The organism is Pseudoalteromonas sp. ESRF-bin5 (genome assembly GCF_002632075.1).
GTDB classification, from domain to species: domain Bacteria; phylum Pseudomonadota; class Gammaproteobacteria; order Enterobacterales; family Alteromonadaceae; genus Pseudoalteromonas; species Pseudoalteromonas marina.
Map to the genome: position 1 here is coordinate 1 of NZ_NTLW01000030.1, position 13,146 is coordinate 13,146.

The 13,146-nt window shown below is 39.2% G+C and carries 12 protein-coding genes; 6 read left to right on the top strand and 6 right to left on the bottom strand.

The window, feature by feature from the left end:
• On the top strand, positions 1 to 1,347 hold a 1,347-nt coding region (gene dgt, locus BCG07_RS00510; RefSeq protein ID WP_286888012.1), incomplete at its 5' end, for a dGTPase.
• Positions 1,348 to 1,515: 168 nt separating this feature from the next.
• Complete coding sequence (locus tag BCG07_RS00515) at positions 1,516 to 3,132, top strand: cell surface protein (RefSeq protein ID WP_286888014.1); 1,617 nt, start codon at positions 1,516 to 1,518, stop codon at positions 3,130 to 3,132.
• Positions 3,133 to 4,398: 1,266 nt separating this feature from the next.
• On the opposite strand, the gene BCG07_RS00520 is transcribed toward BCG07_RS00515, so the two are convergent.
• The 4 genes from BCG07_RS00520 to BCG07_RS00535 all read right to left on the bottom strand — a co-directional run bounded on the left by BCG07_RS00520 (position 4,399) and on the right by BCG07_RS00535 (position 8,975).
• Positions 4,399 to 5,496, bottom strand: a complete 1,098-nt coding sequence (locus tag BCG07_RS00520) for a Fic family protein (RefSeq protein ID WP_008130077.1) — start codon at positions 5,494 to 5,496, stop codon at positions 4,399 to 4,401.
• Positions 5,497 to 6,305: 809 nt separating this feature from the next.
• Positions 6,306 to 7,373: a hypothetical protein gene (locus tag BCG07_RS00525; protein ID WP_286888016.1), complete on the bottom strand. Its 1,068-nt coding sequence runs from the start codon at positions 7,371 to 7,373 to the stop codon at positions 6,306 to 6,308.
• Positions 7,374 to 7,534: 161 nt separating this feature from the next.
• Positions 7,535 to 8,410, bottom strand: coding sequence for a nuclease-related domain-containing protein (locus tag BCG07_RS00530; protein ID WP_286888018.1), 876 nt, complete (start codon positions 8,408 to 8,410; stop codon positions 7,535 to 7,537).
• Positions 8,411 to 8,621: 211 nt separating this feature from the next.
• On the bottom strand, positions 8,622 to 8,975 hold the full coding sequence (locus tag BCG07_RS00535) for a hypothetical protein (protein ID WP_286888020.1): 354 nt from the start codon (positions 8,973 to 8,975) through the stop codon (positions 8,622 to 8,624).
• Between the two features lie 89 nt (positions 8,976 to 9,064).
• Between BCG07_RS00535 and BCG07_RS00540 the strand changes: the two genes are divergently transcribed.
• Positions 9,065 to 9,280 carry a hypothetical protein gene (locus BCG07_RS00540; RefSeq protein ID WP_054452423.1) on the top strand — a complete coding sequence of 72 codons (216 nt, stop codon included), beginning with the start codon at positions 9,065 to 9,067 and terminating at the stop codon, positions 9,278 to 9,280.
• Positions 9,281 to 9,406: 126 nt separating this feature from the next.
• Here the strand turns inward: BCG07_RS00540 and BCG07_RS00545 are convergent, their stop codons facing one another.
• Positions 9,407 to 9,763, bottom strand: coding sequence for a hypothetical protein (locus BCG07_RS00545; protein WP_286888024.1), 357 nt, complete (start codon positions 9,761 to 9,763; stop codon positions 9,407 to 9,409).
• 141 nt (positions 9,764 to 9,904) lie between these two features.
• Between BCG07_RS00545 and BCG07_RS00550 the strand changes: the two genes are divergently transcribed.
• From BCG07_RS00550 to BCG07_RS00560, 3 genes are read left to right on the top strand one after another with little or no spacing between them, the layout of a single operon-like run.
• Positions 9,905 to 10,069, top strand: coding sequence for a hypothetical protein (locus BCG07_RS00550; protein ID WP_286888026.1), 165 nt, complete (start codon positions 9,905 to 9,907; stop codon positions 10,067 to 10,069).
• Positions 10,070 to 10,906, top strand: coding sequence for a DUF6997 domain-containing protein (locus tag BCG07_RS00555; RefSeq protein ID WP_286888028.1), 837 nt, complete (start codon positions 10,070 to 10,072; stop codon positions 10,904 to 10,906).
• Positions 10,907 to 10,909: 3 nt separating this feature from the next.
• Positions 10,910 to 12,943, top strand: a complete 2,034-nt coding sequence (locus tag BCG07_RS00560; RefSeq protein ID WP_286888029.1) for a DNA phosphorothioation-associated putative methyltransferase — start codon at positions 10,910 to 10,912, stop codon at positions 12,941 to 12,943.
• Here the strand turns inward: BCG07_RS00560 and BCG07_RS00565 are convergent.
• Positions 12,933 to 13,145 carry an EF-hand domain-containing protein gene (locus tag BCG07_RS00565; protein ID WP_286888030.1) on the bottom strand — a complete coding sequence of 71 codons (213 nt, stop codon included), beginning with the start codon at positions 13,143 to 13,145 and terminating at the stop codon, positions 12,933 to 12,935. The genes BCG07_RS00560 and BCG07_RS00565 overlap by 11 nt on opposite strands.
• Between the last annotated feature and the right edge of the window lies 1 nt (position 13,146).

The following is a 13,146-nucleotide window of genomic DNA, read 5'->3' on the forward strand; positions in this document are numbered from 1 at the left end:
TTGCAACAAAAAACACAAGTATTTCCGCTTGAGCGAAACGCCGCTGTGCGTTCAAGGTTAACCCACTCGCTTGAAGTGCAACAAGTTGGCCGCTTTATTGTACAGCGTATTTTTGCCAACCTAAGCTTTGAGCAACAAAAAGATTATGGCTTAACCGACCTAGAACGCCCACTCGAAAGCCTAGTAGAAATGGCTTGCCTAATGCACGACATTGGCAACCCACCTTTTGGCCACTTTGGCGAAGCCGCAATAAACCACTGGTTTAATACTAATTTAGCCAGTGTAACGCCCGAGCGATGCCGCGAGCCAAACACCGGCATAGGCGTTATTTTTAAGCACCTAGCGCAAGACATTTGCAACTTTGAAGGCAATGCCCAGGGCATTCGTATTATTCACTCGTTGCAAACCCTTAACCTAACCTACAGCCAAAGTGCAGGTATTTTAAAATACACCCGCCCAGCAGGGCTTGACGTAAAAGACATACCCCAAAATAAAAACTACTTAATGAAAAAAGTAGGCTACTACTACAGTGAAAAAGCCTTTATTGAAGCATTACAAAACGAGTTAACCATAGAGCCTTACTGTCGCCATCCGGCCAGTTACATAATGGAAGCTGCAGACGATATATCGTACTGCCTAGCCGACATAGAAGACGCAGTAGAAAAAGGCATAATAACCATTGAGCTACTGTGCACCGTGCTTAAAAATCACTATCAAAAAGTACTTATAAACATAACCATTGACGACACCGAACACCAAGACTTTGTTAGCAAAGCGGTAAACTACGCACTAGAGCGTGGCAAAGCACAACCGTATAACTTTAATAGCGAATTTTTTATATACCTGCGTGTAGCCCTGCTGCACCCGCTGGTTAACCATGCCGCAAAACGCTTTATAGAAAACATAGAACCCATTTATCACGGCGACTTTAACCATGCCCTACTAGAAGACCGAAGCCACTTGCACGCCGTAACACAAACGCTTAAACAAGTTGCCCAAGCGCATGTGTTTTCAGATAAAGAAGTAGAAAAACTTGAGCTACAAGGCTACAGAATTATTAACGGCCTACTCGACAGCTACAAACCTCTACTGCAATTAACAAGCGACGACTTTAAACGCGCCCTAAATGGCGACAAACGCCTACTAATAGAATCAAGGCTTGTTAAAAAGCTCTCTAAAAAGCACCTAAACAGCTACCAACATGCCATAGACGCCATGCAAGAAGAGCCCGACCACTTTGCAGCCTACGAATTTTATTACCGATGCCGGTTAATTCAAGATTACATTAGCGGCATGACCGACCAATTTGCCTACGACGAATACCGCAGCCTAATGGTAATAAGCTAATAAAATAGCGCTCACTCAGCGCTATTTTATAACCGCCTGGCTAAGCTTTAATATTAAAGCAAATAAGCTTAGCCATATTCGCCCGCCATTAAGCGTAATACTCCCCTAGATAATTTTTAATTTTACGCTTAAAATCAACTTATTAATGTTTAAACGCTAACCGCCCTTATGACCACTTTACTCACACGCCTGACGCTTTGTTTTGCCTTATTTTATAGTGTTAATAGCGCTGCTTATAACGAAGCAATGTGCATACTTATAAAGCAAGAAGTACAGCAATACAGTAATAACAAAACAAGCGAAAAATACCGTAAAGCGGCGCGTGACTATAAAAAACATTGCAACAAACCTAAGCAAGTACTTACTCAGTCTAAACCAGTAGTAAAAGAGCCAGAGCCAAGCGTAATAGTAACCCAACCACAACCAAACAATGTGCAACCTGCTCCGGTTATTGAGCCCACCAACCAAACCACCGATGGGCTAATAAACGAAAAAACACTTAACTTAACCGATGAGCAAAAACAGCAAATTAGCGACATGATTGACGCTAACGCAAGCGAAGTAACCATTAATGTAGAGCCTACACAACCTACACCTACCGAAAACAACGCACCTAACAACACAGCTGACAACCAAACGCTAGCAGAGCCAATAACAACTCAAAAACGAGAACAAGCTCCAGCACAAGTGCTTGAGGAAGAATCAAAAAAAGTACAAGAGCCAGCGAAAAGCCAAGTAACAGAGCAAGCGACACCGGTTAAACAACCCTCAGAGCTAACAGTAGCACCGGTGATAAAACCAGCGCCAGTGATTGCCCCGCAACCAGCGCGCGAGCAACCTAGCTCGTTATTATTACCAAGTTTTGTATTAGTACTGGTTGTGCTTATTGGCGCAATGGTGATCATTCGTTTGCGCCGCGCAAAACAAACCAATGCCAGCGCAGCCGTTACAGCAGTTAGTACGCAAACACAAAATACACAAAGCGCCGAAAAACAAACAGCTAATGTAACCTCAGAGCAACAGCAACCAAAAACCACACAAAAAATACCGTCACCCAGTGAGCAATCGGCTACAGAAACAGCCGAGCCAAAAGCCCCTACTAACAACGCCGTTACTAATGACAAACCACGCGAAGAAAAACCACAACCTAATACTGCCGAGTTTGAAGCCGCAGCTAAAACTACATTAGAGCGTATTAAAAACGCCAGCAGCTTTAACGAACCGCAAGTACGCGACTTTGATCCAGATGCAAAACCTGTAAAAAAACAGCGCAAGCACAGCCCAGTAAAACCAGAGCCAACACCAGTAGAGCCTGTTGAAAAAACTGAACAACCAGCAGAGCAAACACCTGAGCCGCTACCAACAAGTACACCTACTAAATTAGATAAACCCGAGCCAGAAGCGCCTGCATTTAAAACGGAACACGACTTTAAAGAGCCCGAAGTACGCACGTTCGATCCTAATGCACCACTACCCGGCAAAAAGAAAAAACCGCGTAAAACAGAGCCAACACAAACTGAGCCGGAGCCACCAGCGCCACAAAACACCCCTGAAACAATGCAACAAGAGCCAGATGCAACTGAAACAAAAGCCGAGCCTACCCCCCCTACAGCTGAGCCTAAAAAAGCAGATACCAACAACCCATTTGCCAACCTATCACTTGATGCAAGTTGGGACCCAAACTCAGCCGAAAAACCCAAAATAGAAGAAAAACAACGCGCCCCTAAATCACAAGCACTAATAGACGCAGAAGAACGCGCTAAAAAGCTACAAACAAAAGAGTAGCAACCAGCTTTGCCTGACTTAAAAAAATAATTACTCACAAAGAGGGTGAGAGACGCTGCGCTTTTAGAGGTAGTGATTGTGCTTAATAATGGGAAACTTTACTTCTAACGTGAGCAAGCTCAAGATCAGTAATTAAATACCAGCGCTTGCAACAAACACCGTAGGCGCAAAGCTTGCTTGCGCGAAAAGCGAAGCTTTTAATTATGAAACAAAGTTTACCTTACGCTTTAATTAAAACATCAAGCACTACTCGTTAAACTTAAACACCGCTATTTGCCTCATAAAATGAGGCAAATGGTAGGGTTAATTGCCTCATTATTTTGCTTGCACTACCGCTTTGAAATTATAGGAAACTGTAATTTAAACATCCGCAGACACAATTTTACTTCGCGCTTTGATTTTTAACCGTAAGCGCCTCGGTGTACTCTGTGGTGATATTTATTTTTTAGCAAGAAGCTGCGCTTCTAACGTGAGCAAGCTCTACGTCTACAAAACCAAGCTAAAAATAGCCCTATTCACTTTGGCTTCTCATTCGCTTCCCTTTGTGCATTACATCTTTAAAACCAATGATTCACAAAGAGGGTAAGAGACGCTGCGCTTTTAGAAAAGTGCTCAAGGGACTCGTGACTAAAAAACCAATAAATCAAATGGCTTGGCTTCTCATTTACTCCTCATTCGCTTCTCTTTGTGCATTAAAGCCCTAAAAGCCTATTATTCACAAAGAAGTTAAATTTACTAGTAGACGCGCAGCTTGCTGGCGTTTAAAAGCAACGCTTTTACGGGGGTTAATAAAATGATTGTGTTACCACGGAGAAGTGAAGGAGAAGATCAGAAAAAGTGACCATCCCAATATTTTTTAACTCTGTGTAGCGCGAAGCGCCTCGGTGTACTCTGTGGTGATATTTATTTTTTAGCAAGAAGCTGCGCTTCTAACGTGAGCAAGCTCTACGTCTACAAAACCAAGCTAAAAATAGCCCTATTCTCTTTGGCTTCTCATTCGCTTCCCTTTGTGCATTAAAGCCCTAAAATCCATTATTCACAAAGAGGGTAAGAGACGCTGCGCTTTTAGAGAAGTGATCAAGTAGCTCAGCTCTTCTCATTTACTACTCATTCGCTTCTCTTTGTGCATTAAAGCCCTAAAAGCAAAGCTTTTAATTTATGGACGAAAGTTTACCTTTCGCTTTAATTAAAGCATTCAGCACTACTCGTTTAACTTAAACATACCTATTTGCCTCAATCAATGAGTCAAATAGCCATTTAATTGCCTCATTGAGCAACTGTGTAACGTGTACTGCGCCCACCGGCAGCTGTTTTTGTTATGAAACCTAATGTTTGTAAATCGGCTAAATGCCGTGTGGCAGTCGCACGACTGACTTTAGCTACCTTTTGATACTGACTGGCACTAATTCCGTGCTCAAATTGGCCATCGAGTAATTTATTAATTACTTTTACTTGTTGCTCACTTAGTTTTGTTTGCTCTTTACTTGCCCAGTAATTAGTTTTAAAAACTGTTTGCTCAATATTTTTAAGCGTATGGTGTATCGCATTATTAAGCGTATTTAAAAACCATTTAATCCACTGTGTTATACAAAGCCCGCCACGCTGCGTGGCTTCTAGCACCTCGTAGTAGCTTTTTCGATCGTCTAAAATAGCCACCGACATAGCATAAAACCGAATAGACTCTGCATACTTTTGTGCTAAAGCCAGGTCGGTTATAAGTCGTGTTATACGCCCGTTACCATCTTCAAGCGGATGTATTGTTACAAACCACAAGTGTGCGATAGCAGCACGAATAAAAGGGTCTATTTGTGGATCGTTTTGCGTGTTGTTAAACCAATCAAAAAATAGCGACAGCTCTTTGTTTACTAACTTTTTAGGTGGTGCTGTAAAATGTAATACCGGTTTATCTAAACGCCCTGATACCACCTGCATTGGCTCACCGCCACGCAACTGCCCGCCCTCAATATTAGTAAACAAGCTTTGCTCATCTGCAAATAATAAACGATGCCAGTTAAGCACCCTTTCTAAACCAAGCGCTGAATCTGTGTTAGTTATTGCATCAAGCATAATTTCTGCAAGATTGTCGCTTTGCACAGTTGTGGGATAAGGCTTCTCGTTAATATTGAGCTTTTTAGCGAGCGAAGAGCGAACCGAAAATGCATTAAGCTTTTCGCCCTCAATCGCACTAGAGTGAATAATATTTGCTAATAAAGTATCAAGAGCTTGCTGCTTTTGATGGGCACTTTGCACGCCCATACGGCCCACTAATAAGCCATGGTTATATGAAAGTTCACTTAGTAAGGGAGCAAGCGACGCATAATCCCACGTAAAGTTTGGCCAGTTTTGTTGTTGCCATATCCACATAGTCATTAGCCCTTAAGTTAGTTAACTTCAGTCTATATGATTTAATTGCCTCATTCAATGAGGCGATTAATGGCATTAATTGCCTCATTGTTTTGCAAGCAACACCGCTTTTTAAATTATAGGCAACCGTAATTTAAATATTTATAGATGCAATTTTACTTCGCGCTTTGACTACTCATTTTCTTCTCATTCGCTTCTCTTTGTGCATTAGAACCCTAAAACCCCATTATTCACAAAAAGGTTTAGAGACGCTCCGCTTTTAGAGAAGTGATCAAGTGACTCGTGATTAAAACCAATAACTTAAATCAAGTAGCTTTGCTCTTCTCATTTACTCCTCATTCACTCCTCTTTGTGCATTACAGTTTTATAAGCTATTATTTCTAAATTTACTGGTAGACGCGCAGCTTGCTGGCGTTTAAAAGCAACGCTTTTACGGGGGTTAATAAAATGATTGTGTTACCACGGAGAAGTGAAGGAGAAGATCAGAAAAAGTGACCAACCCAATATTTTTTAACTCTGTGTAGCGCGAAGCGCCTCGGTGTACTCTGTGGTGATATTTATTTTTTAGCAAGAAGCTGCGCTTCTAACGTGAGCAAGCTCTACGTCTACAAAACCAAGCTAAAAATAGCCCTATTCACTTTGGCTCCTCATTCGCTTCCCTTCGTGCATTAAAGCCCTAAAGCCCCATTATTCACAAAGAGGGTAAGAGACGCTTCGCTTTTAGAGAAGTGATCAAGTAGCTCAGCTCTTCTCATTTACTCCTCATTTTGTTCTCTTTGTGCATTACGCTTTTAAATAACTAACACACTTTAGTAAACAGGAATAAACTCGCCCTTAACCTGCTGCGATGCCTTTAACCACACTAAATAAGCCTGCTCGTAATCTATAAAATAGGTAGAAAGCGCATTTAAAATCACCTCATTCTCAAGCGTATTACACGGGTTTTTAGCCTCGGCCTGCACAATTGCCTTTAACACCCTTCTACCCTGCTTATGCTGAATAAAAAACGCCAACCAATTATTCGCATTTGCATATAAATCGCTTCGGTAAGACTGCTGCTCCCACAATGCCTCTGAGTCAATTAACGACCTAAACTCCATATACGTCCGGCGTACACGGTAGGTAGGAATAGCAATAGTTCGGTTAGTTTTATAAATCAGCGTGTTTTCAAAAACCTCAGCCATTCCCTCGTTTAACCACCTAGGGGTACTGCCAATTAAATTAAAATTAATAACATGCATTGCCTCGTGAATTGCTACGCGTAAACTACTTTGCGGATCGGCCTTATCAAACCTCACTAACGCCGTGTTATTTTTACCAAAGTAAATCCCCGCATTGTTGCTTGGTAAAGCCCCAAAGCGCGACACATAATCGTCGTAATAATTATTAGGTAGTACAACCAAGTTCATTAAAATGGATTTGTTGGGGTATAAACCAAATACGTTTTGATACTTTTCGTATGCTTCAAATAAACGAATACGCAGCGTTTTATGGTAATCGCTATTTACATTAGGGGTAATTAAATTAACAGAGGTGTAAGGGCCTATATCAAATTTTCCGGCTGTAAAATCGAGATTATCGTTTAATTGCGACAACTCACTTTGCGCGTATTCAAGTTCTTCAGGGTCGTGAACCAACTCACAACTACTTTGCTGCTCCGGGGCAGGTTTTGGCTGAGCTTTTACTTTACTGGCCACATTACCAACACGCTTATCGTTAACGGTTTCAGTAGTATACACATGCGTATAACTTTCAGTATTTTCAGCTTTACGCGTATAGTTATTTACTTCAACCACAGCGGTATTTGGTTTATAAAAAAAGTGTAAAACCAGCAATACCACAACCAACAACAATAAATGACGTGTTTTTATTTTCATTAAATTAGCCCAGCATAATAGTTAAACAACAATACTTAAAAAACAAAACTCACACTAGGGCTAACGCTAAAAATAACTAAAATGTCATTGTTATTAAATTATAAATACAATGATTAATTGTTCTGTGGGCGCAAAGCTTGCTGAAGTGAAAAGCGAAGCGTTTAAATTGCTTTGCTTTCATGCAATGAGCGCTGAACTACTTGATAACAAATAGCACGCTGCTGCTCTTGGCTTAAGTTTACTTGTCGCATAGAAAGAATTGTTTTCACTAATTGTTTGTGCGAAACAATAGGAAAGTTTGGACGCTGTTTAAGCTCTATAAACCAACCAGGAAAACACAACACCGGTATAACCTGGGTATTAAAACCCGTTGCCTCTTGTAACCATTTGTTCACCCAATTAGCCTGATTTTGGGCTTGTTCTAGCGGCTTGCTTTCAAACCAAGAGGGAAAGGCTAAATGATTATTCTCAAATTTAACTTTGTAATTAATGTCGTCTTTTATTCGCTTGTGCCTGCCTTTGGTTTCAATAGCAAAAATACCATTTGGCCCCACCACTAAATGATCAATGTTAAAACCATCAGCTTGTATATCATGAAATACTTGGTATCCGTGTGACTGAAGTTCTATAAGTTCAGAGGCAACTGCTAATTCGGCATCACGCCCAAGTTTTAGCTTTATTAAGTGATTAGATTTTACCCACAGCTTTCTTGCTACATAAGCTAAACCTAAAATAATCAAAGTAATTAGGAAATAATTAACCTTGCCACTAGCAAACATTTCAGCAATCCCTTTAATCGCAAAAGGCATTATAACAATGAGTGCAGCTAAAAATATTAAGCCAATAACATCTACAATCTTGTCATTCACTTGTTCTTGAAGAGTTTGCGCGGCAACACGTTTTAATTTATGACGTTCGATTGGTAATTTAGCGCTACGTTGGTGTGACCAAATACGAAAGAATAAAACGCCAACTAAAGAGTAAACGCACGCAGCGATGAGTATGACACTTAAGCTCTGGTTTAAAAAATCATCCATGACAAATCCCTATAATGACAACTCATACTTTATACATTAAAAACAGGTACATGTCGTATTATTCAAAAAGAAGTACAATTAACGCTACAAAATTCACCTAAACACTTGTAGGCGCAGAGCTTGCTCGCGCGAAAAGCGCAGCTTTTAAATTGCATATACTTATATCGCGATGGCAACCAAAGGACACAACACTTTAAAACAACCCAATCGATTAAAGCTCATTAGCTTCTGATTCTATGTCATCTATTAGCTCTTTGGATATCCCTTGAAGCGCCCTTTTTATATCTACTGGTATAAAACCAAGATCTAAAGGACTAGAAATAGCTAAACCTGAGTTCTTAAACTCTCGTAAATTAGCGATATTTGCTAAATAGCTTTCAAGTAATTCAAGCTTTGCTTTTCTTTTTAAATTTTGCCGAAATATTTCTGTAAATTTACGTATTTCATCAGGTTCATCATCTTCAAAGCGCTCACAATAAACTCGCGAGGCCATTTCTTTTTGAGTTAAACCTAGCTCTTTAATAATTATTTTAATTTTATTTTGTAATTCTTCGTGTTTTTCCATTTTCTGTCCCAGTTTGTCCCAACACCTTATTTATGATGATTTTGCTCTCAAAGCGAAGAGCATTCCTTAAACTAAACAAAGGTAATATTATGAAAAACATGAATCAAAGTGCCGCTGCACGAATCCAAGCTGCCGAGGCAAAAGCTAACAATGGCTTAGTTGAAAAAGGCGGATTTGCTGCACGAGCTCAAAGAGCTGCTGCAAATAACCAGCAAACTTCACGTCCAGCCCCAAATAATGGACCTAGTAAAACAGGGAACCCTTCGGGCCCGGGCAGAGGTAATAATCCACCAAAATCGAAATAAAAAGAGTACCTTTAGCGATACGCAAGTATCGCTATCTACATTGACTTAACTTACTAACAAAAGTGTTAATAAATTTCTTCTTATTTGACGATAACTCCGCCTCAGGTACAATTTTCATTGTTTCATCTAATGCGCAAATACACATCCTGCATTAACGCGTAAATTGTTTTTACTAATTTTTGCTTGAGGGTTAGAACAAAAACTAACTATTTCAACAATAGCACCGGTCGAGTAGCGACTAGGCTCAAGTAACTCTCTATCTAACTTATACGCACCCACAGCTCCTATTAATAGTGCGACTTTAGCTGTTAAAAGCGGCTTCTTAAATTTTTTATAGGTGTGGCCTGCAAACGTTTTTGCACATTTACTACAAGTAATATGGTTTCCGTATTCTAAAGAGCTTTCTTCAGAACAGCAGGGGCAAACTAAGTTGAGCTGTTTTTCATTAGAGGTTGTATTTGGTGAGTTTCTGCTAGCGTCCATTGCTATACCTTTAAAATTTTTATGCCCATACCTTATTGATATTGCTTAAATAAATCAACTTAAATTAACGTTACTTGAATAAATTTGTCGATGCACCAAGAGTTATGTATATTAAATTTATACGTAATTTGAGTAACTTAAATGGCTAATCAAGATCAAAAAAGGAAATGGCTTTCGAGTAAAGAAGCGATGAAACATCTAAAAATAACAGACTGCGAGTTAATGCATAGCCGCGAACGTGGCGAGCTTAAGTTTGAAAAGCGCGGTCGCGCGTACTTTTATTATTTTGACATCAAGGATGAATAAGTGATATTTCACAATTTACTGCAAGAAATGAAAGCCAATGAGCAAAAAGTGTCTACTCCTCAAAGCTTTCAAAAATACCTAAGTACCAATAAATTAAAAGCTAATACTGCAGCATCAATATCTATAGATTCGATAAAAAAATTGCCAAAAATTTTACGAGTTCACAATACTATGGTGCTGAGGCTTGGTTCTCGTTTAGGCGATAATCAAACTTATTTCTCTCTTGTAAAATCACATGATGTAAACAATTTCTTTTTTAATGACCAAGCTTTGTTTGGGCAATTGCAACCAGAGCTATTTTTACCAAACGTATCAATAAGAAGCTTATTTGCTTTTCAGCTATTGCCAAAAGTAACTGAAACCTCTGTTGTTAATTTAGCTATAGCATCAGGCCTAATGGCTGAAGCACTTAACTTAAAAGATGACAAAACCATCGTTGTGCCAGCAACGGGGCAAAGTACATTCACATTTAACTTTAAGCCACTCTCTAACGAAGACGTTGTCCTTGAGCATATAAATGGTCAAGTTGAAATAGATGCTGTATTCGTCGCTAAGCGAGACGGTAAAGAACACTTATTTGTAATTGAGGCAAAACATAGCAATAAATTTGATTCACTAGCAAAACACAAATTGCTTTACCCTAGTTTAAGCCTATTACAAAAGCTGCCCTCGTCTATGCCTATCGTTCCTGTTTACTTGAGAAGTATAAAAACAGAAAAAGGTATCGACTTCTATATTGCTGAGTGCCCTTGCATTGTAAATCAACAAGATGAGCTATATAGTTTGGATACATTAAGCCCCTGTAAAGTGCAGGCACTACACTTAGCAAATTATTAACCTATGAACGCAGAGCAATTTAAGCAACTTGTAAAAAAAGTAAAAACAGCCAAAAAGCTACCTGACGCTATTTATTTTCATAAAGACGCGTTTACTGATGCCCCCGCTGAATTAGTTAAATTTATTAAAGTTGTTGCTCAAGCACTAAAGGTTGATGAAGCCGATTACGATCTAATAAAGTTATTTAAAAACGACTTTAGGCTTTCGCTTTTAAGTTACCCTACATTTTATGAAGACTCCTATCCTGCGCTCAAGCAAAGCGTGACTGTAGATTTAGCAAAGCTTAGCCATAAAATCACTAAGTACGATAAAAGCGAAAACCCACCTATTTTGCACCGAAAAGAAACCATGGTTTCGCGAACTAATAAACACTATCAATTATTTTGTGACTTAACTGCTGAGGGTGAACAAGCAGGTCTATACGAAAACACACGTATGATAGGCTTTAAAGGCTCGTGGGAGCGCTTGATTGCTAAAAAAGGGTATGAGCTAGTTGATGGTCGTTTGTTCCGTAGCTCTGCCGTACAAAGCCTTGATGACGATAAAACAATCGACAGACATTTAACGGCTATTGTACGACATGAACTTTCAGCTCCTTTAAAAACATTAGCTAAAAATGGCTTTTTAAATGGCGATTATTCAATATTTGATTACGGTTGTGGCCGAGGTGATGATTTACGAGAGTTAGAGGCTCATGGAATAGATGCCTTAGGTTGGGATTTAAACTATCGTCCTGATGCAGATAAAGTTATTTCTGACATTGTTAATATTGGTTTTGTAATAAATGTAATAGAAGACCGTGATGAGCGAATAGAAGCGCTACTAGGCGCATGGGAGCTTTCACAAAAGCTGCTAGTTGTGTCGGCAATGTTAGGCAACGAAACGCTGATAAGTCAGTTTCAACCATACAAAGATGGCGTAATTACGAGTCGTAACACCTTTCAAAAATACTACACGCAAGCAGAGCTTAAAGCGTTTATAGAAATGAGCGTTGACGAAAACGCGATTGCTGTTGCTCCTGGTATTTATTACATATTCAAGGATAAGCAACTCGAACAACACTTTTTACAAAACCGTCATAAACGTGCTTATAAATGGCAGCACCTAACAGCGCCAGAACCTGTTAATGAAGAACAAGCGCGAATTTTATTTACACAACACCAGCAACTTTTTGAATCGTTTTGGTTAACATGCTTAACGCTAGGCCGGTGCCCTGCAAACAATGAATTTGCGCAAAGTGACAAAATAAAAGAAGTTATTGGTTCAAATAAAAAAGCACTGCAACTCGTTTTAAAATGGTTTGAAGAAGACGAGCTAAAAACAGCTGAAATAATGCGTAAAGAAGATTTACTACTTTACTTTGCACTTGCCATGTTTGAAAAGCGAAAGCCTTACGTACAACAACCTGAAGACTTAAAACGTGACATTAAAGCATTCTTCGACACTTACAAAATAGCGCAGCACCAAGCCACTGAGCTGCTTTTTCAAATAGCAGATAGTAGATTAATTGAATCATTGTGCCTAGAAGCTGAGAAGATATTACCTGCAGGTAAAATCGACTTTGAAAATGAGCAGCCCCATGCACTAACACTGCATAAAGACTTTATCACCTTATTGCCACTAGTACTGCGCGTGTATATTGGTGCGGCTTTGCAAATGTATGGCGAGCTTGATGATATTCAGCTGATTAAAATACATATTCATTCAGGTAAGGTTACCCTGCTCGGCTATGAAGGGTTTTATGATTCACCTCTTCCACAGCTAAAAGAGCGTGTGAAAATAAAAATGGCAGATCTAGATGTAGACTTTTTTGATTACATAATTGAAGAAAAGCGGCCGCTCCTCCTCAATAAAATTGATTATATTGATGACACTTTTGACGATTATAAGAAGCAAAAGGCGTTTAATTTAAAGTTAGATAAGTTACTAGCAACGAAACCAGCACTGTGTACTAACTCTGTTTTAGAATCACGCCTAATGCCAGAGTATAAAATTAAAGGCTATAGATTCTACAAAAATATGCACCTTAGTGAATAAGGTGCATTTCAGCAAAAGCAGTAAACTCATTAAAATCAATTTTATTATCATGATTAAAATCAAATTCTTTTAGGACTTGAGAGCTTTTCCCTAAGCCTTTTTCATTCAGTAAAATTTCTACCAGTTCAATTAATTCATTCTTAGAAATATACCCATCAGAATTTTTATCAAAAAAATCAAATAGTTCTTTTAGTCTATCCATA